This window comes from Chlamydia poikilotherma, from assembly GCF_900239975.1.
GTDB classification, from domain to species: Bacteria; Chlamydiota; Chlamydiia; order Chlamydiales; family Chlamydiaceae; genus Chlamydia; species Chlamydia poikilotherma.
In genome coordinates this window covers 460003-483384 of the sequence record NZ_LS992154.1, presented here as the reverse complement: position 1 = coordinate 483384, position 23382 = coordinate 460003, and the positions used below count along the sequence as shown (strand labels likewise).

Here is a 23382-nt window from a genome sequence, read left to right as displayed (position 1 = left end):
TAAATAAAAAAAATATTTTAAACAATATTCTAATTAAAATAATTTATTCGTTTTAATTAGAATAATTTCATAACTAAAGTATCAAAACCTCATCTGAAACAGATCCTAATAAGGAAATAGGAATTTCTTCAGGAAGTTCATTATGTGATAAAACAAGAAGATCTGGGAAATGAGGTTCGATCATTTTTCTTAATTCAAAACGAGATTCGCATCCGGTAATGATAGCTCGGAACCCTCCATCCTCAGATTGGTCAAGTAAATGCTGCACCTGATGAACAACCTTATCACACATTAAGGGATTAGATTTTGAGTATAAGTCACCTATCATTCGTTCTACATGTGAATCTACAGTGATAATTTCTAAAATATTTTCCTTATCCCAAAGAGCTCTTCCTATATGTTTCCCTAAGTATTTCCTGATCTTCTCAGAGAGAATTTCCAGACTGTCTTCATGAGATCCATACAACGCTATTGCTTCCAGTATCTTAGGGAACAATCTTAAGGATATACGTTCTTTAACCAGAGTTTTTATTAAAAAAAGAAGAGAATTTTCAGAAATTTTTTTCGGAATAATCTCGTCAACGGAGATTCCAAAAACATTTTGTGTATCTCGTATAAGAATTTTAATATGTTTTCCGTGAATAGCATCTGGAGCTAGATTTCTTAATAGCGGCAAAAGATGAATCAAAGAGATCTCTTTGATAGAAAAATATTGCCCACCATACCGTAAAGAAGCTTTTTTCTCAGTATAAATAATCCTTATTTCCTTAGGCAACAAAACTCCTATTTCATTGAAGATAGTCTCACAGGCTTGAATATATGTTTCCTTAGGATTTATTCCTTTATAATCCGTTGGAATCAACAGATGCATTTGTTGAAACTCTTCGGGTATAAGTTCCAGTCCTTGAATATTATTTTTCTGTTTATGTGTAACAAATAGTGCAATGACAAAGGTGATTACAAGCCCCTTAGGAGTTCCTGGAACAAATAGTAATGAAGAAAGTAAAACAGCAATTGTTTTAAAATGAATCCTTACTTGCTCATAATAATCCGTTATATGCTCAAGCAGGGATTCTTTTTGTCCCACCTTGGATATCAATGTCGCTGCGGCACACGATGTCAATAAGGCCGGCACTTGACTTACTAGAGCATCTCCCACAACTGTCAGCCATAAATTATCCGCAACACCATCTAAAGAGTATGAAAAATAAGAAGCAGCTATGGAATTAACAACAAGTAAAATACAGCTAACAATTGCATCTCCTTTTACAAAACGAAATACTCCTTCCATAGAGGAAAAAAAATCACTCTCCTCAAAAAGATCTTGTTTTTGTTTTTCAACATCAATACTCGAGGATCTTCCAGATAAGAGATCAGCGTCCAACGACATCTGTTTACCGGGAAGCGCTTCTAAAATAAATCGGGCACGAACTTCAGCAACTCTTTCCGATCCCTTAGCAATCACAAGAAAATTAACTAGAAAAAATAGAGAGCAAGCAACAGTTCCCGCTCCCAAACTTCCTAGAGAAAAGAAATTCCCTAATGAAAAAATCATAGGTGAGGCCCAACCCGAGGATAAAATCAATCGGGTTGAAGCAAGATTTAATCCCAAACGAAATAAGCAAAGATATAGAAATAATGAGGGGAAAAGCTTAGCCTCACGACTAGACTTTAAAGAAAACACCCAAAAGACAACAGTTAAAGACAGGATAAAATTGATGCACAGACCCGCATCTAAAATCCCTTGAGGTAAAGGTATTAAAAAAGAAAGAAGAATACCCAAGGGAATGAGAGCCATTCTCCATAGTTTCTCTTGTTTGCTTGTCACCAAGCTCCTCCCTTCTGAGACTCTCCTATTTTCTTAAATAATGACAAAAAATATATATCTTCAAGAAAAACTCTTATGTCACAAAATAGCGAATTTTAGTTTATGTTTATCTTGTAGACTATTTTCTTCTATGCTAACGTCTTTATTTCTTAGAGACATTTGTACGGAGTATAGCGCAGCCTGGTTAGCGCGGTTGCTTTGGGAGCAATAGGTCGGGGGTTCGAATCCCTCTACTCCGAATTGTTTAGTTTTTATAACAAAAGATTTTCAGGAAATCCAATGGCAAAGTTAATCATTTCATCCGATGACGAAACACAAGAGTTTGAGCTGGAAAATGGTTCTAGTATTGCTGAACCCTGTGAATCTTCGGGTGTTCCTTTCGCTTGTACTGAGGGCGTCTGTGGTACATGTGTTATTGAAGTTTTAGAAGGAGAAGAAAATCTTTCTGATTTCACTGATGAAGAAAAAGATTTTCTTGGTGAACCTGAGGATTCAAACGAACGTTTAGCCTGCCAGTGTAAAATCAATGGTGGATGCGTTAAAGTCACCTTTTAAGTTCTATTTTTAAAACAACAAGAAATATTAAGATATTTACATTTGCTTAATTGTAAATATCTTAATATTTTTGTTTATTAAATTGAGAAATAAAAAATTTCATTTGCACGCCGAGATGTTCTCCTTCTCTTTCTGCCTTTCAGAGACAAATTTCTTGAAAAAAAACTTCCTATATCTTAGAGGAGATATGCTTTAAAATATTGATTATGTTTAGCTTTTAAAAACAATCCATATCTTAATGTTACCACCTATCAATACTCACGGATCGTCTCATCCTATTCTTGGGACATCCTTTTCTCCAATACAAAATAAACAGGGAGTTGCTAAGAGAGCTGCTCTTGCTACCGTGGCTGCTTTATCTCTTGTAGGGTTTGTGACAACCCTAGCTTTAGCTATTACCCTGGCCATGCCAGCTCTTGCAGCCGCTGTGGTGGTATTCTCTATAATCGCTGTAGCCTGCTGCGTTCTTCTCAATAAGAAACCCACAAGAGTTGCCCCTCTTCCCCAACCTATAGAAGAAGAAATCCCTATACATCCCGACCTAACTATTCCGGAATTCACCCCACCAACTTCACTTCAACCGGTCAGAGAGACCGAAGGAGAACCCGATCCTGTTTCCACTCCGGTAGAAACTCCTGCACCAGCCCCAACACAACCTCAGGATTTACCCACAACCGCAACTCAAACACCGCCTACGGATGCACCTGCATCCTTATTACCTATTCCTAGTGCTCAACAACTACTTAATGGTTGGACACAACTGCCATCCTCAAATTCTATTAATACACCGAGATTCGATGCCATCGATGCTACTACCACCTTCAAAGGTTGGAAGTTTCCGAATACTAAAACTACCCTAGTATCTACCTGCGGCGATATTACTAAACCGAGATTCTCGACAACGGGTCTTCGCCCCATGCTGGTAAATGCTGCCAACGCGACCATGTTCAAGAACGGTAGTGGGACAAACTACTACTTCACACGAGCAGTAAGTTCAGAGGGATGGGAAAATTCTAAAGAAAATAAGAACCGGTTACAAGTGGGTGAATGTAGCGCTGGTAAGTGGATAAATCGTGACGGAACGAATAATGATAATAAACCTGAGGGTCCCGCATTTCTTGCACAACTCTTAGGACCTACAGCTAACCAGTTAAACAATAGTTCAGAAAGATGTTATGAAGTTATTACTCAGGCTTACGAGAACTGCCTTGCTAAGGCTCTACAAAAAGGCTCTAAGTATGTTCAGGTACCTCTTCTCTCATCCAATGCCTTTGCCCCATCTGACAAGCTAGTTATAAATGGACGTAGTGCTCGCAATCTATGGATAGATGCTGTAAAAGCTGCTTTGGTAACTGCCGCTCAAAACTTTGCAACACAAAATCCTAACGCGGAGATAATTATTGTCGTTACCGACATCGACAATCCTCCTTTAGGGTAGAATAAGATAAAATACAAAAAGTCATGCATCTTCAATAAGAATCTTATTTGAGGTGCATGATAATTTTATCTACATAAAAAAGATGATTTCTTTTCTTAGACCCTCTGATCATCTACTGCCTAAATATACTTGAAGAAACTAGTTAGAGATTTTCTGCTATTTAATTATAAAGATCTTTCAAGAATAGTCTCCTAATTAAAATCTAAGTTGCCAACTTTATTGGACAGCATCTACTATATCCACAGACATTAGATAATAAGATATAAGCAATTAATAAAAAATACACATAAAACTATAACACAGTGTTACTTTCGCTTGAAAATTTAGAATTATATGATTTTTCCTTCGATCATTGCGAATATACACGGCTAACGTTAAAGCACCTTACTTTATGATTAAATGACAACTATCTCTATTGTTCCATCTTTTGAACAAACACAGCATTCATCTGAGATACTTCCTAAACAAAGTTGTGAGATATCAAAAGTTTTCCACATTATTATGATTATCATTACAGGTTTAGCAACAATTGGAGCAGTTATTACTTCTGTAATTACAGGAATCCTCCCTCTTCTTTCTATCTGCTCTTTAGCTATTCCTCTACTCCTTATATCCATTTTCCTTCTTAGAAGATCGTGTTTACAAACTAAAACACCCACAAGAACAGATATAAAATCTTTTCCTAAGAGTTTGCCCCCTCTCATTGAAATTAATGAAAATACAAAGCACACAAAAATCTTAGAACAATACGGAGAGGTAATTACAGACTGGAATAGTTTACCCGGTATTTTTGGAGAAACCACACCCTCTCTACTTAATAAAGCTTGGAAAATTAAGCATTCAAAGACAGCTCTATTTGCGACCACAGGAGTTATCTATTCTCCGCGTGTTCATTGCTGTTGTAACCTTCTGATCGCGTTAGAAAATAATACAAGTATTTCAAACTTAGATGCATTAAACATTTTTTGTGAAATTCCTACTATACAAGAGGGACAGTGTATTTCTATACCCTGGAAAAACTCTGACGGATCTAGCAATAAGAAGAAACTTGGATTACCAAATTTTCTAGGTTTCATTCAAGGACCTGATCCCGAATCTCATAATCACCATCCCGTGGTTGCGTTTGCCCTAGCACAAACTGCCTATACAAATTGTCTAAACGAAGCTGTTAATCAAGGCGCTGATATGATTCAAGTACCCTTAATATCTACAGCACCGCCTCAGCTCTCTCAAAATCCTCAAGAAGCCGCTTCTTGGAAATCAGCTATACAAACAGGTCTAGTTGCCGCGTTAGCTAAATTCGCAACCTCAAATCCCGAAACAATCATGAACGTGGTTGTTGTAAGTTCTCCTGGATTAGGACTTCCTTTATAAAATAGAAATTATAAACAACTAATTTTGAACATAAAATAAATTTATTAAATAAAAATTATCAAAAGTAAATTACTTTATTTTTAATATTATTTATAATTTTAATTATGTCGCCAAAAAAAATTTCATCGGATAATAATCCGCTACCACCACATCAAATATTTAATTTAATTCCTAAGCAGAGTCCTTCTTTAAAAGGATATCTGAATAGAGTTTTATATAATCCACGCACCAGAGAGACTACTCAGAAGGTTCTTGCGATCTTAGGAGGAATTGCTCTAGTTGCCGGAATTGCTTGTGGAGTTACTTTAGGAGCACTTGGAGTCCCAGGCCTAGCAGTTGCTGCGGCCGTAGGAATTACTCTGGGAACAATTTTATTAGGAACATCTCTAGGACTTTTACCTAATAGCACTAAGGGAAGTATTAGAAAAAGAATCCGGGGTGCTTTTGAAAAAAGCAGAAGCTATGATTTTATTTCTAATGATCTTGCTGAGACTTTGAAAACAAACTTTAAGGAAAGTTTTTCTCTACCCAAAGACATGCAAGCTCCTGGCGTAGAAGATATCAATGTATTCACAACAAAAAGCAACTCTAACGTTAGGTTGGCAACTTTTAAAATTCCAACATTCTTTTCTCCGCTTGTAGCTGACGGTACAGAGATATCTCGGGTTTGTTTCATACCACCTGAAGCAGATCTTGCACATCCTAATACTATTCACAATAGCGCTCTAGACATGTTTAGATTCGAAGCTGGAGATCACAATTGGAATACAAACTTAACAGCATTTTCCCAAACACCTAAAACTCCTGGGCAATGGAGACGCACGGAATGGATAAATTCTAGATACTCCTCCCACCAAAATGATAACCCCAAGCACCTCATTAACATCTGGAATCCCTTTGGACATTATCCGAAAACAGCTAATGAACGACCTGGTGATAAACGACATCCTCTTTACGGGAAAGGAAGCCTCGAAGATCAAAAAAAGATGTTTATCGACCTCTTTAAATCCTTAATTTCAGATGGAGTACACGATATTGGGATTTATGGACACGATATCATGTTCCCAAAAGATCACAACAATGAATTCTATATCAACACATTCGCACCGCTTGATGTACAATTCGAAAGTAGGGTGTTAGTAGCGTTATCTTTAGCCTTATCTGAAATAGCCAATGATAAAAATAGCGATCTAACTGTTTGTCTGTACGGTATAGGAAGTAATCCCCTGCGCCAAGACAAACCTATAGTCTATGGAAAAATCGATGATTTCGACGATGATGATTAAAGAAAAACTTTTCTTAAAAATTTCTATCGCGAATCTTCACTCTACGCTACTGAAGAATGGTCTATTACTAAACCTTGACCATTCTTAATTCATAAGAATAAGTTGTATACATTTCATTTGAAATTAAAATTTTAAAAATAGAAATTTTATTTCAAATCTAATGTCTTTATTGGAACCAAGATTTTCCTTTACTGAATCTCTTCTTTTCTTTTTGATGAATACCCTTAAATGGGTTAAATTTATTGTCGTTTTTACTCCAGAGCTGTTTTGCTCTCTTAATAAATCTTTACGCCCACAATAAAAATTATTTTAGGTCTTTATGGTTATTTCGCCCTCTAAAAAACAAGCTACTAGACGTTATACGCACTCAGTTAAAATTGGGAATCTTTATGTGGGCAGTGAGCATTCGATAAAGACACAATCTATGACAACAACACCGACTGCAGATGTTGACGCTACAGTTGCACAAATCTGTGCTTTAGTAGAAGCCAAATGTGAAATCGCTCGCGTGACTGTACAAGGAATCAAAGAAGCTCAGGCGTGTGAACATATCAAAGAACGTTTACTTGCTATGGGGATTGATATTCCTCTTGTAGCAGATATTCATTTCTTTCCTCAAGCAGCTATGCATGTTGCTGATTTCGTAGATAAAGTACGTATTAATCCAGGAAATTTCGTTGACAAACGCAATATGTTCACTGGAAAAACATACACAGATAAAAACTATGCCGATAGCCTTCTTCGATTGGAAGAGAAATTCACTCCTCTTGTAGAAAAGTGTAAACGCTTAGGCAAAGCCATGAGAATTGGGGTGAATCATGGTTCCCTTTCTGAACGTGTTATGCAACGTTATGGAGACACTATAGAAGGTATGGTGGTTTCTGCTCTTGAATATATCGAGGTGTGTGAAAAACTTGGCTATCGCGATGTTGTTTTCTCTATGAAATCTAGCAATCCAAAAGTCATGGTTGCTGCTTATCGTCAACTAGCAAAAGATCTTGATGCTCGTGGCTGGCATTATCCCCTACACCTAGGCGTTACCGAAGCAGGGATGGGTATGGATGGGATTATCAAGTCTGCAGTGGGTATTGGCACTCTCCTAACAGAAGGTTTAGGAGATACTATTCGCTGCTCATTGACCGGCTGTCCTACTACAGAAATTCCTGTCTGCGAAAGTTTGCTAAAGCATACTACGATGTATCTTAATCTTCCTAAAAAGGAAAACCCTTTCGCTTTAGAAAACTCAGAAAGCTTCGTCAATGCTTCTAAGAAAATCACAAAAACAACCCCATGGGGTTCTGTTTATGGTGTATTCATTAAACTTACAGAAGAACATCTTCTAAATAATCCTATTGACAAGCTACTTGAGCAACTCGGTGTTAATCCTGTAAACGGGAAAAAAGACTTCACAACCCCTGATGGAATAGTTGTTCCGAAAAGTTTTATAGGAACCTCTCTTGTCGAAAAATTAAAAGAACACATGTTGGTTTTTCATCATCATGAAGTCCCTTGTCTTTATGCTTATAACGAAGAAATCTGGAATAGCGAGCAGGTATTAAGCGCTCCCTTCGTTCACTGTCACGCTACAACTCCGTTTATTCACAGTACAAGAGAATTCTTCGAAAAGAAACAGTGTGAAGGGCAACCTGTGAAATTAGTATTTTCAAAAGATCTTGATGACGAGTGTGAAGCCGCTGTATCTATAGCTACAGAATTCGGAGCCCTTCTTCTCGATGGCTTAGGGGAAGCTGTAATTTTGGATCTTCCTAACATCCCTCTACCCGCTATTCGAGAAATAGCCTTTGGCACTTTACAAAGTGCCGGCGTACGCTTAGTAAAAACAGAATACATCTCTTGTCCTGGATGCGGAAGAACGCTCTTCGATCTTCCTGAAGTGACAAAACGTATTCAAGAGAGAACAAAACATCTTGTAGGATTAAAAATTGCTGTTATGGGATGTATTGTTAATGGACCTGGAGAAATGGCGGATGCCGATTTTGGATTTGTAGGATCTAAAACAGGGATGATCGACCTCTATGTAAAACACACATGCGTGAAAGCGCATATTCCTATGGAAGATGCTGAAGAAGAGCTTGTCCATCTTTTACAAGAACATGGTGTATGGAAAGATCCTGAATAATAGGTTTTTTAACTATGACGCAATCGAATTCTGAAAATAATCTAATTAAACTGACCTTTCCAGAACTTTCTGATCTACCCCTAGGTCATGGATTATTCCCCAAACAAAAAGATGCGGAAGGCTACGTCTATGTTCCTAAAAACGAACAGATCCGCAAAAACCTAGGTGCCGAACGTTTCTGCGACCTTCATCAGGTACACGGTACAAGCTTACGCCATGCTACGTATACGACCCCTGCAGGATGCCCCGCAGATGGATTGTATACCCAAGATCCCCTGATTTCTTTACATATCCGTCATTCGGATTGTCAACCAGCTATCTTTTATGATCCAGAAAAGCATGTTGTCGCCAATGTCCATTCAGGATGGCGAGGGCTCGTGGGGAATATTTATGCTGTAACAATAGCCACATTAAAACGTGTTTATAACTCACGTCCTCAAGATTTAATTGTCGTTATCGGTCCTTCTTTAGGACCTGATTACGCTATTTACCCTGATTATAGAGAACTTTTTCCTCCAAGCTTCTTTACTTTTATGCCGAAAGAAAATCATATGGATTTCCGAGCTATAGCCAGAAAACAGTTATTAGATCAGGGGATTTCTAGTTCTAAAATAACAATCTCCGAAAGGTGTACATATACTGAGCACGAGATTTTCTTCTCTTCTCGTTATCGCAACTATTATCCGGAGCCTAATGTGATAGATACACCAATAAAAAAGAATAACATTACGGCTGTTCTTCTTCTTCCTAGATAACAAACCTACAGATCAAGCAGATTTTCGGGTTGTTCTATGGCATCTTTAATTTTGATAAGAAAGCCTACGGCTTCTTTCCCATCAATAATACGATGATCATAGCTAAAAGCAACATACATCATATCGGCAATAGCTATGGTATTGTCGATAACTACAGGACGTTTCTCTATTTTATGCATGCCTAATATCCCCACTTGAGGCGGATTAATAATAGGCGTAGAAAGTAAAGAACCGTAAACACCACCATTAGTAATAGTGAAGCTTCCTCCCTCAAGTTCTGGAACAGAAATCAGACCATCACGAGCTCTACTTGCTAGATCTGCAAGTTTTACTTCAATGTCCCCACTCGAGAGCTTATCACAATCACGAATCACAGGAACAACAAGACCACGATCTGTTCCTACAGCAATAGAAATATCATAATATTGACGGTAGACAATTTCATCCTGATCAATATATGCATTCACACGAGGATAAGCTTTCAACCCTTCAATAACTGCTTTTATGAAGAAAGACATCAAGCCTAATTTCACATTATAACGAGAAGAAAAGATCTCTTGTTTCTCCTTACGAAGTTTCATAAGAGGAGTCATATGAATCTCATTAAATGTTGTTAACATTGCCGATTCATGAAGAGCAGAAACTAAACGACGAGAAATCGTTTTACGTATTGAGGACATACGCTCACGAACTTCATTTTTAGATCCTAAAGATGGGGATGTATTTTGAATTTTATCACGTAAAGGGACAAAATTTTTACCCTCTGCAGGAGGTTCGTGAGCTTTAGATCTTGGGAAACAGATAATCTCTGCATCTACAAGTTCAGTAGCAGGCATTTCCTCTATAGAGCTATCAGGAACAGCTTCGTTAGCATCATAGATTCTAGCAACGATCCCTCCAACAGCAACAACATCTTCTTCAGCAACTGACCAGACAATCCTTCCAGATGTGGGAGCATAGATAAGCTGATTTACCTTCTCGCTTTCGATCTCCATGATGCCTTGATTCTCCTGAACGAGACTTTCTGAAGTCACCAAAAGAGAAGCTATTGTTACTTCGCTTATGGATTCAGCGACATTGGGAATGCGTACTTCTGTAATCATACATTACCTAGAGAAAATAATGTTTCCATTAATGTTAAAAATTCTTGTTGGCTAAGACGTGCAGATCCTGTAGCTGTGGAACTACTTCTTGGTCTGCTTATACATGTAAGTTTTTTAGGAAAAATCTCTTCAGTTGCCATGAATATATAATCAAAAGCTCCCATATTCTGAGGCTCTTCTTGAAGCCATACATAATGGTCAACTTTAGAGTATTTGCTAATCAAAGAGAGGAGATCTTCCAGATGTAAGGGATACAAACTCTCAATACGTAAACAAGCAAAGTCTTTCTTACGTTCTTGAGGTACATATCCTTTAAAATCGTAATATACCTTTCCAGAGCACAACACTAAAACCTTAGCATCGTAATTAGGTTCTACATCTTCAAGGATAGGACGAAATCCTCCAGGAACAGTAAATTCCTCTATAAAGCTTGTGCATTCAGGATGGCGCAAAAGCATTTTTGGAGTAAAGATCACCAAAGGCAAGGATAAATCCCTCTTCGTGTGTTCACGAAGTATACGGAAATACTGCACAGGGGTTGAAGGGATAACAACCTGAAAATTCCAATTTGCAGCTAGTTGTAAATACCTTTCTATACGTGCTGAAGAATGTTCTGGACCTTGGCCCTCATAACCGTGAGGCAAGAGAACAACAAGATCAGAATGTAAATCCCATTTCTGAATTGCAGAAGAAATATACTGATCGAAAATAATCTGCGCTCCATTAGAAAAATCTCCAAACTGCGCTTCCCATAAAACAAGGGTACGCTCCGCTTGTTGAGCATAACCGTACTCAAAGCCTAAAACAGCATATTCTGATAATGGAGAATTATAGATATCTACAGATCCTTGATCAGAAGACAGATGATATAAGGGCGTGTAGGTGTCTCCGGATCTCACGTCACTCCACAATAAATGCCTCTGACTAAAGGTTCCACGAATAGCATCTTGTCCCGAAAGACGTAGGGAAAATTTCTCTATTAACAAAGAGGCAAAAGCGAGCTCTTCAGCCATTCCCCAATCATAACCAATTTCCCCATTAGCCATTTTCATTCTCTTATCAAGAAGAGCTTTAACCTTAGGATGGGGTGTAAAATTTTCAGGAAGACCGCATAATTTAGAACTTATATGAAATACCGTATCCCTGCTTAAGGAAACATCGATATCGTTTACTAATAATTCACCGAGATCCATACGATCACAATGACGACAATCTATTTTAGGTAAAGTTTGACTTTCTTCCTGTTTCAATGTTTGAAATTCTTTGCTGAGGATATCTTGAACGCCTTGTTCGATTTTTTTTAGATCATCCTCAGAGATTTCTGAAGAATAATTATCTAATAGATACTTTCTATAAATCTCACGAATCGTCGATTTTTTCTTAATCTCATCATAAAGCAAAGGAGCTGTTATTGAAGGATCGTCACTTTCATTATGACCATATTTCCGATAACAACAAAAGTCGATGATAACATCGCAATTAAACTCTTCACGTACTTTTAAAGAATACTCTATAGCCTGCAGGCAAGCAGTAACATCTTCAGCATTCACACGAAATACAGGAATCCCCAACATCTTAGCAATATCAGTACAGTAAGGTGTCGATCTTGATTCTCTAGGTTGCGCAGTGAATCCTATATGGTTGTTTACAACAATATGGAGAGTTCCCCCCGTAGAATACCCTGGAACCTGACTTAGTTGTAAAGTTTCATAAACAATTCCCTGTCCTGAAAATGCAGCATCTCCATGAACAAGAAGCGCCAAACATGAGTGTTCTTTTCCTGAATCTACTTGATGCTGTAAAGCAGCAACAACACCTTCAACAACGGGGTCTACAGCTTCCAGATGGCTAGGATTTGGCAACATAACAAAAGTTACCTCCTCACCGTTTTTGCTATGAGATCTAGAAACATACCCTTTGTGATACTTCACATCTCCGACAACATCTAAACCTCGAGCTATAGGATTATCCTCAAACTCCATAAATACATGAGAGTAAGGCTTACCTAATACATTTGTTAAGACATTCAATCGTCCACGATGAGACATGCCAAGAATGTAATTCGTGATATCTTGAGCAACACCATAGTGCACAAGATGTTCAAGCATAGGAATTAAGCTTTCAGCACCTTCTAAAGAGAATCTTTTTTGCCCCGTAAATTTTATCTGTAGAAACTCCTCAAAGAATGTCGCTTTACACATATCTTGATATGTGCGCAAAAGCTCGGCTGGAGATCTTTGAGGAGACTTGCTCTCCATGAGCTTCCATACATATTCTTGTAATTGAGGAGAACACGTAAGAGTTTCTACCGAAATACTTCGGCAATAAAAGTTTTTTAATGCCTGAATCAAATCACGGACAGGAACCTTGGGCTGAGGAAGAAGACCTAAAGAAGGGACAATTTCATTAAGATCTATATTCTTGATCTTTTCTTGAATTAAAGGAGAGGGATTAACAGGAGATAAAGGAGAAATCTGACTTTGTAGATATCCGTAATAACGGTATATCATGCAAAGAAACTGGGCTTTCTTTTCTTGCAAAGTAGTGTATGCTTCTTCATTTCCAGAAGATGCTGAATTAGCGCCTTCTTGACCTAATTGGTACCCTTCAAAAAAATATTTCCATGAAGGATCCAAGGTTTCATGATTTAGAAACCTTTGAAACATAGCCTCGATCCAGTCCATATCCGAAGAATGGACTTGTCCAGCAAACTCGGAATCCATATGATGTTTGTTCTCGATAGATGCGATCTGAATTTCGTTTCATAGCAAATTTTTATTTTTCAAAAAAAACAATCTTTGCTTTTTTTTCTATTATTGAACAAAAGCAAGGGATACATTACATCTGCTCTCTAGAATACAGGATGGTGCCCACTAGATGAAAAGTGAACGTCTAAAAAAACTCGAATCTGAATTACGTGACTTAACCCAGTGGATGCAATTGGGTTTAGTTCCAAAAAAAGAAATCGATAGACACAAGGAAGAAATACGTTCTTTAGAAAATAAAATCCACGAAGAGAAGGAGCGCCTGCAACTTCTAAAAGAAAGTGGCGAAGTTGAGGAGTTTGTTACTCCAAGACGTAGTCCTGCAAAAACTGTCTATCCTGATGGACCAAGCATGTCAGACATGGAGTTTGTTGAAGCTACAGAAACAGAAATCGATATTGATCCAGGTGAAACTGTTGAGATCGAACTTCCCGATGAAGATCGCGAAGAAGGAGCTGTAGAAATCGATTATTCCAGTGATGATGACGAAGATCCTTTCAGTGATCGTAATCGTTGGAGACGCGGGGGTATTGTTGACCCCGATGCTAATGAATGGTAAAAAACCCTTAGCCCTTTACATTCATTTTCCTTTTTGCTCAAAGAAATGCCACTACTGTAGCTTTTACACGATTCCATACAATCCGGAATCTGTAAGTTTGTACTGCAATGCGATTCTTCAAGAAGGATTGAGTAAGCTATCTACTGTTCAAGACACATATTTTATCGATACTGTATTTTTTGGTGGAGGAACACCTTCATTAATTCCTCCCCATCATTTACATAACATAAGTAAAGTCCTAGCTCCTCATGCTAAGGAAATCACTTTGGAAGCAAATCCCGAGGATTTATCGGAAGCGTATTTAAGAGATCTTACTCTAACTCCAGTTAATAGGATTAGTGTTGGAGCACAGACCTTTCATGATCCCCTTCTTAAAGCCTTAGGAAGAATACACTGCGCAGCAGCATCTATAGATGCTGTCCACCGTTGCTATGAACATGAATTTAATAACATCTCCATAGACCTTATTTATGGTCTCCCCACACAATCTTTGTCAGATTTTCTTTCAGATCTCCATCAAGCTCTGACTCTACCTATTTCGCATATTTCGCTGTATAATCTGACCTTAGATCCTCATACATCGTTTTATAAGCACCGTCGTATTCTAGCTCCCTCTATTGCTAATGATGATATATTAGCAGCTATGAGTCTCTCAGCTGAAGAACTTCTATCTTCTCGGGGATTTTCTCGCTATGAACTTGCCTCGTATGCAAAATCTCAAGCTGAATCAAAACATAACCTCTACTACTGGACAGATAAGCCCTTTTTAGGGTTAGGCGTTTCTGCATCACAATATACTGATAATATACGCTCGAAAAATTTCTCAAGAATTTCAGAGTATCTACGTGCTGTGCGGAAAAATCTTCCCACTCATGAATCTAGAGAATCCCTACCAGAAGAAGAACGTATAAAAGAAGCTCTGGCCTTAAGATTACGTCTTACCAAAGGAGCGCGATTAAAAGATTTCCCATCTTCACTAATACAATCTCTCACGTCCATTCCTCTAATTAAAGAACTGTTTGATCTCGATAATGAGTTCTTATTCTTAAATAAACAGGGTCGATTATTTCATGATACTATTGCTGAAGAAATCATGAATCTTTCTTTTTAATTTAATAAAACATTAATAATTGTTATTAGCATTTATTAAAAACAACAATTAATTGTTATTAAAAATATGAAAGATAAAATAGATAATAACGAAACTACAGATTTATCATCTAATACTACTAGTAGAACAAGAGCAACGACAAATCCTGATCCATCTTTATTTACTCTGACAGAGACAACAATCACATCAATGAAAACCATTAATATGAATAACCAAAATATTAGTGGTTTACCTAACCCTAGACAAGACTCAGATGCGGTATCTTTAGATTATTTAAAGTCTAATTATGTATCAAAAAATGATCCTCAATCTGGATACCTTCCCACAACAGGTGGAACCATGACGGGGAATATTGATATGAGCGGTCACTCAATTATCAATATACTCATGCCTACAACTGGGGGTGCAGGATCGACTACTTTAGATCCATCAGCTGCTGCAACCGTAAAGTATGTTATGGATACGGCTAATACAGTCACGAATAACCCTGATATTAATGATGCAGTACAAAAGATCTCTGATGTATCCTCAAAAGTCAGCACTATTGAAACAGCTTTAGGACTGACTCAGAATAACTCAGATCCAGATGCGCCACCCCCACCAGACACTTCGCTATTTGTAAAAATTGCAGGAAGTACGATGTCAGGTGATTTAGAGATGAAAAATCACACTATTAAAGGATTAGGAACACCAAGTAATGCTAAAGACGCAGTAAATGTTGAATACTTACAAGCTAAAGTCACAACACCACAAATTGGGTTATTAGGGAATGCAATTCAGGGCGGCACAACCTCAGTGACGGACTATTTTGAATGGAAAACAGTGACCACATCACCTCCATCTCCTCCTCCACCGCCCCCTCCCGCACCAGGTCCATCGCCATTCGTACCTAGGCCACCTTTTCCGAAACCTATAAGCAAGGGTTCTAATGTAATTGGAGCAACAAGCTCAGGACCAACAGGAACTCCAAAAACTAATAACACGATTACCACCCCAATAACAGAACAGTATTTAAAGATAGAAGACTCTGATACAGAAACTATCAAAATTCTTGCTCCAGGAATTCTCTCGTTATCTGTAACAGCTAATTGGACTGGAAATACAACTGCAAATATTAGTGTGGTATTAAATCCATCGACAACAACAGGTGGTGGATCATCCTCAACAGATACTGTTGTTTATAGTGTTGCTGCTTTAAGCTCGGGACAAAATTTATTTTGTCAAATTCCTGTTCAAAATGCTTCTGATCTTAAATTGAAATTCAATCCACCAACAGGCAGCTCCTCAACTCTTGAGATTAGCTCATGGTCATGGCAAGTAACTTTACTTCCATCAACATTCACAGCTACACCGTAGTTTCTTAAAATAAGGCTAAGTTTATTTCTTAGCCTTATTCTATAATTTAATAAGCAGCGCCTATAAAAGATACTGTCCATGTTTGTTTAGCAATTGATGAAGTAGCTGTGACTTCGAAACTCAGTGTTGCTTCCGTGGATGCTTGAGCATCCTCAATAAAAATATAAGTCTTTCCTATGAATGTAGTGTCAGACTTACCTGTCACTTTATAGCATTCTGTTTTTGTACCACTTTTAGGAGTAATAGCTAATGCACAACTAACATCTGTAGCTGGAGCAGGTGGTGTAGAAGGAGGATTTGGTTGAGTGAAATCATAGATAAAGGAAACGCAATAAATGCCCCTACGCAATAATTTAACACTGTTTGCATCTACTGTTGTTATATAATTATCAGCATTGCTAGATTTTTCATAATCTGTAGAAGATGGTGGAGTTGAACTGCTGGCGACTTGTTTTAAACAAACAAAAGAAACGTCCATACCCGTCCATTTGGGATATGTAGTATTCTTCACTATCTCATTTAGGGTTTCTGTAAGGTCATTTACAGCAACAATCCTTTGAAGCTTATCTTTTGGAGTTGCCGTAGAAATAGCTCCAACAGCAGAACCACCACTTGCTACAGAACCTGTTATTGCAAGATTTTTAATAGTAGGCTCTGGATCTGTAGGTGTACTTTGCTCATTTTTTTTGAATCCTAAATCGCCAGCCATAGAGTTTCCTCCAGCACGCACTAACCATTGAGCCTCGTTCGGTTTTGTTAAAGTTCCACCAGATGGTGTTCCTAAATCTTTTATGATTTTATCTAAACCACCTGCGGAAGAGAGATCGTTTATTTGATTGATAAGATCGGTTAGCTTATCAGCAAGAGAACCTATATCTTCTGAGACCATACCTACAGAAGCCGTATCATTATCATTAACAATAGTGGTTTTATATGATATAGGCAAACCAACTACAGTATGGGTAGATCCCATATCGATATCCCCAATCATCAAGCCACCTGTTGTCCTTAGAAAGACTCCTCTTGTAGTGACACCTCCCTTTTGAAGATAATCACTAAGATCACTTTTTAAAGTGATACTCCCACTAGCAGGATTTCCAGATCCACGAGCTATATTTGTAATTCTTTGATTCGAAACGTTCCAAGGTTTACGCATAACATTCTCGGTAACACCATCACCTCCGCAGGAAAATTGAATCTGATCATTAGGAATGGCTTTTCCAGAATTTTGTGCTTTTATATCTTTAATTATATTTTTCATTTTTAAAATTTACATTGATCAATTTTTAATAAACAAATAGAACAAAAAAACTTTTTTAAATATAAAATTATTTAATAATAAAAATGTCGACGGATTTACAGAGGAAAAGCTAAGGTATATTGATCGAAAAACAAGGAGAATGTTGTGCCCCAACAAAGTATTATGTCGACGATCGTTAATTTGATTTTCTTCCTATCACCTTCCATTCCAGTACTAATTTTTTATAGAATCTTATTTAAAAATGAACCCTTAGCTCCTAAGAAACACTTCAGAAAATACAAAAATCTTGTATATCTATGTGCCTTTATTATTATTGCCACACCCATATTGTGGAATGTGCTCTATATCGTTGCTATGGCGTCTGGGAAAATAAGGATGCGTAAAGACGTGCCTTCCATGGACCCATCTTATATAAAATTGATGGGCACACCTATTCTTATCCTATTTGCCTGGTCAATCATAGAACCATTTGTTCTTTGTAAGAAAATGCGTAATATAAAAAACCATTATGCAACGCTTGCTAAAAAAGCAGAAAATACTCCTGTAAAACAAGAGCAAACCCTTGTTGAAAGCTGCTGCTCAGAAGGTTCTTGTTGCAGCAAGATGGATATCTAAGGAATTGCATTGAGAAACCTTTCAAGTAAAGGTTTCTACCTCAGTTCTAAGCAAGATTACCCGGGAGTGTGAAATAGAAAAATCGCTAGTGTCTTTGTAATTTGTTCAGTCACCTTATCAAGATCTGTAGATCGCAACCAAGTATCTACCGATCTTGTAGAGACAAACTCTTGATCTCCAGTAATGTCTATACCTACACATAACTCAGTGTATCCTGGCAAAATTCCTAGTAACGCTTGGAAGGTATGAACATTGCGATATGGTGTTTCGATACATATTTGCGTATGTTGTTTTCCTGAGCTACTCTTTATGCAACGTGCTCTATCCTTAGGATTTTGTGGAAGATACCCTAAAAAAGTAAAGTTTTGTCCAGGTAATCCTGACAACATAAGCGCTAGGGTTATAGAACATGGACCCGAAAACGCTTGAATCGATAAATTAAGAGCACGAGCACGACGTACAAGTCCTGCTCCAGGATCTGCAATGCAAGGAAGCCCAGAATCAGAAACTAATCCCCAGTTTTCTTGCTTTTTTATAATAGGCTCTAGATAAAAATCCCAAGCTTTTACAGAACGATCGTTTTTATTTAATACCGCAATGGGAAACTTATGTGTCTCTTGTACTTTCCACAGACTAAGAAATGCACGTCCCCCGCGATCACTCTCGGCAATTAAACCTTGAAGCTTAGGAATAATCTCTCCGATAACTGCAGGCAGAAGATCCACACGTCGATTACCTAAAGTATTTGGGAAAATATATAAAGTCATGAATTTGTCATCCTAATCAGCAAAGTCTCAACAGCTATTATAGAGTCTTGCACATTATTCTTAATAATACTCTCGGCATAAAATAAATGACTAAGCGCTTGATGGAGTCGTTCTCTACCGTAGGAAATAAAAAACCGATGTTTTCTATCCCCTGTTTCTTCTTCTAAACTACGTAAACCATATAAACACTGACCACGAAGAAAAGCTATCAATCCTAGAGGATCTTCTCCATGTTCATAAAGCAAAGCTTGTAGTAATATCTGACTTTCTGAAGCATTCCTCTGCAAAATAGCATCACGCAATTTCCACAAAGACACCTGTTCTTTTTTTACTACGAAACTTTCAATATCTCCATACTCTAATGTTTGTTTTTTCCCTATGCAGCAAAGTAATTTATGAAATTCACCAATAAGGTTATGCATCTCTCCCTGAGGAAATTTCTTAATAAATGCCGAAGCTAAAGCCAAAGAACAAGTTATTCCCAGAGACGAAGCTCTTTGAGAAAGAAGAATAGTCATACGCTTCTCTCTATCCGATTGCCACTCACCAAATAGTGATAAAGAAGCAGCAGAAACTAATTCCTTAAGTAAAGATTGAAAAAAGGATTGTTTCGTAGTGAATAAAAATATAGTGAGATGTGGGTGAGGATTTTTTGCATAACGGATAAGAAAATCCCGAGTTTGTTGAGGTAACTTCTCAGTTTGAAAAATAGAAATCACCTCTTTCGAGGCAAATAATCCATAAGATTCTGTCCATTTTGATAAATCACTAACTGTTAATCCCGAAGCATCGAATTCTTGAGCTTTCCCAGAAACAAGAAGCTCTATACATACGTTCTTATCCTCTTCAGAATTTGAACCAATGACTGTAAGAGCAGGAGCCTTTTCCTTATAGAATTTGGAAAAATTTTGGAAGCAAGTGTATTCTTGCATCTCCTAAACCTCCTAGCACATATACGCGTAAAGATTTACTATACCCTTTACTCATCTAACTGTACAGAGGGAGTCTGTAGAATCTACAATGTAGGCAAAAAAAAACGGTAAGAGGTTTTTTATACCCTTACCGTTCACCATCGTCTATCGTCTAATGGATCTAGTTTCTATCGGGAAACAAGTTTCATCAACTGTTGACGCCAGCCATGAGCTGTACGAACACGGCTTTTAGAACCACATCTTCTTTTAGCTGAAGAAGAACACACACGCTTGCAAGAAGCTGTATGTCTATGATGTTTGTGGCATGAGATAGCAGGCTTTGCTACTGTCTTTCTAGCAGCTGTCTTACGAACTGTCGTTTTTCTAACTGCAGGCTTTTTAGCAACAGTTTTCTTAGCTACAGTCTTACGAGCTGTTGTAGTTTTTCTAACTGTTTTGCGAGCTGTAGTCTTAGCAGCTGTCTTGCGAACAGTTTTTCTAACTACAGGCTTTCTAGTAGCAGCTTTTTTAGCTACAGTCTTACGAGCCGTAGTTTTTCCAACTGTCTTACGAACAGTAGCTTTTTTAGCAGTTGTCTTACGAACTGCTTTCTTAGCAACAGGCTTTCTAGTAGCAGTCTTCTTAGCTACAGTCTTACGAGCCGTAGTTTTTCTAACTGTTTTGCGAGCCGTAGTTTTCTTAGCAGTTGTCTTACGAACTGTCTTTCTAGCAACAGGCTTTCTAGTAGCAGTCTTCTTAGCAGCAGCTTTTCTAGCAGGTTTACGAACAGCTTTGGTAGCTGTTTTCTTGCTGCTACGTTTTTTTTGTACTCCTAACATTTTCATTTCCCCTAATTAGACAGGTAATTACTTACCTCATCTATCGGCAGAAAATTGAAAAAACTTTAATAAAACGCGTATTTATTTTTAATAATTTAAAAACAAATACGCATTACTAAATCAAAAGAAGCTTAATAACAACTACTTGGATAGAAATTTTTCTATGTAATAAATAAGACAACGAACACCGAAACCAGAAGCATATTTTGGATAGAAATCTTCGTCTTTTTCACGATATGCAGTACCTGCAATGTCTAAATGCGCCCAAGCTACCGGTTGATCTTCAAGAAAACGTCTTAAGAAAAGTGCCGCTGTAATAGCTCCCGCACGGTTACTACCAATATTTTTCATATCAGCAATATCAGAATGCAAAGCTTTGTCATATTTTTCAACAAGAGGAAGTCTCCATAAAGCTTCACTAGTTTCTGCTGAAGCTTCTGAAAGATCCTGTGCCAATACATCATTATTAGAGAAGAAGCCAGCTACATCCTCTCCTAAGGAGACAACCATCGCTCCTGTTAATGTAGCGAAATCAATAATTCTTGTAGGCTTGCAATGTTTTAAAGCATAAGTCATTGCATCTGCAAGTATTAAACGACCTTCCGCATCTGTACTGCCAATCTCTACTGATAATCCTGACATACCTGTATAGACATCGCCCATCTTATAAGCAGCAGCATCTATAGCATTTTCTGTAGCAGGAATAATAGCAGTAACATTTACAGGAAGCTCTAAAGTAGCTATTCCTGAAAGAATACCTAATACTGTAGCAGCACCAGCCATATCTTCCTTCATAGTCAACATAGCTTTGCCTGGCTTAAGATCTAAGCCTCCAGAATCAAAAGTTACGCCCTTTCCAATAAGTACGGTTTGATCTTTGGACTTCGGCTTACCTTGATAGCTTAAAACGATAAAACAAGGATCTACAGCAGATCCCTTAGCAACAGCAGCTAAAAGACCCATTTTTTCTTTAAGAATAGCATCCTTATTTAAAATCTTAGCATCAATGCTAGGGAATTCCTTAGCCAATCCCTTAGCAATATTTGCTAATTTTTGAGGCGTTACCTCATCTGCATTACCATTCACAAGATCTCGGGTCAGGTAAACACCCTCAAAAATACTTTCTTCTTTTCTAAAGATTCTATCTGCAATCTTAGGAACAATTCCCATTACATTGACTTTAGTCAATAAAGGATCTTTCGATGATTCTTTAGTGTATTTAGGATAATTATAGTTTAAAGATAGGATCCCAGAAGTTAGATTTCCAAGGAAATCCTCTATGGAAATACGTAATTCAGAAATTGTAGGAAGTACAACATTCACCGTTGTGCATTTTGCCTTGCGTAACACACGTGTTACTTTAGCATAAGCTGCTAAAACTTCTTCAGAAGCTAGCTCTTCGTTCTTTCCTAATCCTAGAAGTACAAGACGTTTCTCTTTCCCCTGTCCACAGCTATAAATAAGTTCGACTTCTCCGCTTTTTGCTAAGAAGTTGTCCAAGGCAACTTTATAAAGTGATTCATATTCTTTTCCGATTGAAGCTGCGCATTTAACTTTATCTTTAGACCTCCAAAAAGGAAGAACAATTGCATCAGCTTTAACACGTTTACTACAAGACGCTTGAGAATGAAATAGAACCAAAATTACCTCTCTATAAAAATCGTTATTTCGTTAGCCATTAAAAAGGCACATCTTCAGATACATATTGTTGACCTTGACCATAGCCAGCGTACATATCTTTATCCGCTACAGCTTCAGCATCCAAACTTTCTCCCTCAAATCCCACAGACACATTTTCGTAAGACGTTTGAACTGAGCTGTCTTCAGCTGATTGAGAACGAGATTCGCTTCTACTAAAAGGACTAAATTTAATTGTATCGACACTGATCACCAAAGAAGATTGGGGAGTTCCATCTTTACTCATATAACTTTCTACAGAGATATCTCCTGCGATAATTACCCCTGATCCTTTTTTCAAATAAGGGAGCATTTTATCATAGCGGTTGTGCCAGACATTACATTTGCACCACACAGTTTCATCTTTAGTTCCTATGCGAGATTTTACTCCTAGACGCAATACAACTACGCGTTTACCTTTCGAGGTCATTCTTTCTTCAGGATCTGCTCCTAAATAACCGACAAAATAACCAAACATCATAAAATCACCTATTAAATTTCCTTTAGAGCTAACGCTTCTTTCCTTATAGCAAGCAGAAGGCGTATTGCCTTGTTAATATTACGAAAATCTGACATACCTACAAGCCTTAAGCCTAAAGGTTTGAAATCTAACTTCTGTTATAAGTAGCCTTAATTATTACCTCAAAGATACGACAAAAGACACTCTTACGCATACCATGAATTTATCGAGAAAATCATGTTATTTGTAATTCTATCCATAAATTTGAACTACCCACAGTTTATTTGAAAGGCGTTATGTACTGTTCACGAGAACACGCACATACGAAATGCTTTTTAAAATATCTAGTTAGGTATGGCCTATAACCTAAGATTCAATATCAGAGTCTTGGTCAGCTTATCTTAGAAGCTAATATTCACAAGACAATGTGTTATACATCTGCCAAGTAATATCGTCAATATGAGTCATTGGAAAATAAGAAAAAAGAACAGTAGAGGATACTTAAAAACAGACAAAACATCCCATCTATGATTTAAATCATAGAATTAACTGAATCAAAGAAAACGCTAGAAAATCTCAACG

General features: G+C 37.5%; 19 protein-coding genes and 1 tRNA gene. 11 read left to right on the top strand and 9 right to left on the bottom strand.

Annotated elements, in window-relative coordinates; all coding sequences use genetic code 11:
* Positions 1 to 73: 73 nt before the first annotated feature.
* Positions 74 to 1798, bottom strand: a complete 1725-nt coding sequence (locus tag C10C_RS02185; RefSeq protein ID WP_231913648.1) for an EscV/YscV/HrcV family type III secretion system export apparatus protein — start codon at positions 1796 to 1798, stop codon at positions 74 to 76.
* A gap of 194 nt (positions 1799 to 1992) precedes the next feature.
* Between C10C_RS02185 and C10C_RS02180 the strand changes: the two genes are divergently transcribed.
* The 7 genes from C10C_RS02180 to pgeF all read left to right on the top strand — a co-directional run bounded on the left by C10C_RS02180 (position 1993) and on the right by pgeF (position 9376).
* Positions 1993 to 2067 (top strand) — tRNA-Pro (locus tag C10C_RS02180).
* Positions 2068 to 2107: 40 nt separating this feature from the next.
* Complete coding sequence (locus C10C_RS02175; RefSeq protein WP_117274222.1) at positions 2108 to 2383, top strand: 2Fe-2S iron-sulfur cluster-binding protein; 276 nt, start codon at positions 2108 to 2110, stop codon at positions 2381 to 2383.
* Positions 2384 to 2621: 238 nt separating this feature from the next.
* Positions 2622 to 3821 (top strand): macro domain-containing protein, encoded by a 1200-nt coding sequence (locus C10C_RS02170; RefSeq protein WP_117274221.1) that lies wholly within the window; start codon positions 2622 to 2624, stop codon positions 3819 to 3821.
* Between the two features lie 399 nt (positions 3822 to 4220).
* Positions 4221 to 5195, top strand: coding sequence for a hypothetical protein (locus C10C_RS02165; protein WP_231913645.1), 975 nt, complete (start codon positions 4221 to 4223; stop codon positions 5193 to 5195).
* Between the two features lie 104 nt (positions 5196 to 5299).
* Positions 5300 to 6481: a hypothetical protein gene (locus C10C_RS02160; RefSeq protein WP_117274220.1), complete on the top strand. Its 1182-nt coding sequence runs from the start codon at positions 5300 to 5302 to the stop codon at positions 6479 to 6481.
* A 319-nt stretch (positions 6482 to 6800) separates the two neighbouring features.
* Positions 6801 to 8621 (top strand): 4-hydroxy-3-methylbut-2-en-1-yl diphosphate synthase, encoded by a 1821-nt coding sequence (locus C10C_RS02155; RefSeq protein WP_117274219.1) that lies wholly within the window; start codon positions 6801 to 6803, stop codon positions 8619 to 8621.
* Positions 8622 to 8635: 14 nt separating this feature from the next.
* Entirely contained in the window at positions 8636 to 9376 is a 741-nt protein-coding gene (gene pgeF, locus C10C_RS02150; RefSeq protein ID WP_117274218.1) for a peptidoglycan editing factor PgeF, read from the top strand.
* 5 nt (positions 9377 to 9381) lie between these two features.
* Here the strand turns inward: pgeF and sucB are convergent, their stop codons facing one another.
* Together sucB and C10C_RS02140 are read right to left on the bottom strand one after the other, a co-directional pair.
* Entirely contained in the window at positions 9382 to 10479 is a 1098-nt protein-coding gene (gene sucB / locus C10C_RS02145; protein ID WP_117274217.1) for a dihydrolipoyllysine-residue succinyltransferase, read from the bottom strand.
* On the bottom strand, positions 10476 to 13202 hold the full coding sequence (locus tag C10C_RS02140; RefSeq protein ID WP_117274216.1) for a 2-oxoglutarate dehydrogenase E1 component: 2727 nt from the start codon (positions 13200 to 13202) through the stop codon (positions 10476 to 10478). The genes sucB and C10C_RS02140 overlap by 4 nt, the downstream gene beginning before the upstream one ends.
* 154 nt (positions 13203 to 13356) lie before the next feature.
* On the opposite strand from C10C_RS02140, the gene C10C_RS02135 reads away from it, so the two are divergent.
* From C10C_RS02135 to C10C_RS02125, 3 genes are all read left to right on the top strand, one after another.
* A complete protein-coding gene (locus C10C_RS02135) occupies positions 13357 to 13803 on the top strand; it encodes a hypothetical protein (RefSeq protein ID WP_117274215.1) in 447 nt (148 codons plus the stop codon).
* A complete protein-coding gene (gene hemW / locus C10C_RS02130) occupies positions 13793 to 14914 on the top strand; it encodes a radical SAM family heme chaperone HemW (RefSeq protein ID WP_117274214.1) in 1122 nt (373 codons plus the stop codon). Before C10C_RS02135 ends, hemW begins: the two co-directional genes overlap by 11 nt.
* A gap of 66 nt (positions 14915 to 14980) precedes the next feature.
* Positions 14981 to 16270 (top strand): hypothetical protein, encoded by a 1290-nt coding sequence (locus C10C_RS02125; RefSeq protein WP_117274213.1) that lies wholly within the window; start codon positions 14981 to 14983, stop codon positions 16268 to 16270.
* Positions 16271 to 16316: 46 nt separating this feature from the next.
* Here the strand turns inward: C10C_RS02125 and C10C_RS02120 are convergent, their stop codons facing one another.
* The gene (locus tag C10C_RS02120; RefSeq protein WP_117274212.1) at positions 16317 to 17531 is read right to left on the bottom strand and encodes a hydrolase; all 1215 of its coding nucleotides are present in this window, start codon (positions 17529 to 17531) and stop codon (positions 16317 to 16319) included.
* A 144-nt stretch (positions 17532 to 17675) separates the two neighbouring features.
* Here C10C_RS02120 and C10C_RS05230 point away from each other — a divergent pair, with 144 nt between their 5' ends.
* A complete protein-coding gene (locus C10C_RS05230) occupies positions 17676 to 18146 on the top strand; it encodes a hypothetical protein (protein ID WP_231913644.1) in 471 nt (156 codons plus the stop codon).
* A gap of 56 nt (positions 18147 to 18202) precedes the next feature.
* Here the strand turns inward: C10C_RS05230 and C10C_RS02110 are convergent, their stop codons facing one another.
* From C10C_RS02110 to C10C_RS02090, 5 genes are all read right to left on the bottom strand, one after another.
* The gene (locus tag C10C_RS02110; protein WP_117274210.1) at positions 18203 to 18913 is read right to left on the bottom strand and encodes an SAM-dependent methyltransferase; all 711 of its coding nucleotides are present in this window, start codon (positions 18911 to 18913) and stop codon (positions 18203 to 18205) included.
* Entirely contained in the window at positions 18910 to 19845 is a 936-nt protein-coding gene (locus C10C_RS02105) for a DNA polymerase III subunit delta (RefSeq protein ID WP_117274209.1), read from the bottom strand. Before C10C_RS02105 ends, C10C_RS02110 begins: the two co-directional genes overlap by 4 nt.
* 167 nt (positions 19846 to 20012) lie before the next feature.
* On the bottom strand, positions 20013 to 20663 hold the full coding sequence (locus tag C10C_RS02100) for a histone H1-like repetitive region-containing protein (protein ID WP_117274208.1): 651 nt from the start codon (positions 20661 to 20663) through the stop codon (positions 20013 to 20015).
* A gap of 141 nt (positions 20664 to 20804) precedes the next feature.
* Positions 20805 to 22304, bottom strand: coding sequence for a leucyl aminopeptidase (locus C10C_RS02095; protein ID WP_117274207.1), 1500 nt, complete (start codon positions 22302 to 22304; stop codon positions 20805 to 20807).
* A gap of 37 nt (positions 22305 to 22341) precedes the next feature.
* On the bottom strand, positions 22342 to 22821 hold the full coding sequence (locus C10C_RS02090) for a single-stranded DNA-binding protein (protein ID WP_117274206.1): 480 nt from the start codon (positions 22819 to 22821) through the stop codon (positions 22342 to 22344).
* Positions 22822 to 23382 lie beyond the last annotated feature (561 nt).

Coding starts and splice junctions, on each gene's coding strand:
- C10C_RS02140 (WP_117274216.1), bottom strand. CDS start 13,202: ATGGATTCCGAGTTTGCTGGACAAGTCCATTCTTCGGATATGGACTGG.
- C10C_RS02170 (WP_117274221.1), top strand. CDS start 2,622: ATGTTACCACCTATCAATACTCACGGATCGTCTCATCCTATTCTTGGG.
- C10C_RS02160 (WP_117274220.1), top strand. CDS start 5,300: ATGTCGCCAAAAAAAATTTCATCGGATAATAATCCGCTACCACCACAT.
- C10C_RS02090 (WP_117274206.1), bottom strand. CDS start 22,821: ATGATGTTTGGTTATTTTGTCGGTTATTTAGGAGCAGATCCTGAAGAA.
- sucB (WP_117274217.1), bottom strand. CDS start 10,479: ATGATTACAGAAGTACGCATTCCCAATGTCGCTGAATCCATAAGCGAA.
- C10C_RS02110 (WP_117274210.1), bottom strand. CDS start 18,913: ATGACTTTATATATTTTCCCAAATACTTTAGGTAATCGACGTGTGGAT.
- C10C_RS02135 (WP_117274215.1), top strand. CDS start 13,357: ATGAAAAGTGAACGTCTAAAAAAACTCGAATCTGAATTACGTGACTTA.
- C10C_RS02185 (WP_231913648.1), bottom strand. CDS start 1,798: ATGGCTCTCATTCCCTTGGGTATTCTTCTTTCTTTTTTAATACCTTTA.
- C10C_RS02125 (WP_117274213.1), top strand. CDS start 14,981: ATGAAAGATAAAATAGATAATAACGAAACTACAGATTTATCATCTAAT.
- hemW (WP_117274214.1), top strand. CDS start 13,793: ATGAATGGTAAAAAACCCTTAGCCCTTTACATTCATTTTCCTTTTTGC.
- C10C_RS02155 (WP_117274219.1), top strand. CDS start 6,801: ATGGTTATTTCGCCCTCTAAAAAACAAGCTACTAGACGTTATACGCAC.
- C10C_RS02165 (WP_231913645.1), top strand. CDS start 4,221: ATGACAACTATCTCTATTGTTCCATCTTTTGAACAAACACAGCATTCA.
- pgeF (WP_117274218.1), top strand. CDS start 8,636: ATGACGCAATCGAATTCTGAAAATAATCTAATTAAACTGACCTTTCCA.
- C10C_RS02175 (WP_117274222.1), top strand. CDS start 2,108: ATGGCAAAGTTAATCATTTCATCCGATGACGAAACACAAGAGTTTGAG.
- C10C_RS02120 (WP_117274212.1), bottom strand. CDS start 17,531: ATGAAAAATATAATTAAAGATATAAAAGCACAAAATTCTGGAAAAGCC.
- C10C_RS02100 (WP_117274208.1), bottom strand. CDS start 20,663: ATGTTAGGAGTACAAAAAAAACGTAGCAGCAAGAAAACAGCTACCAAA.
- C10C_RS02105 (WP_117274209.1), bottom strand. CDS start 19,845: ATGCAAGAATACACTTGCTTCCAAAATTTTTCCAAATTCTATAAGGAA.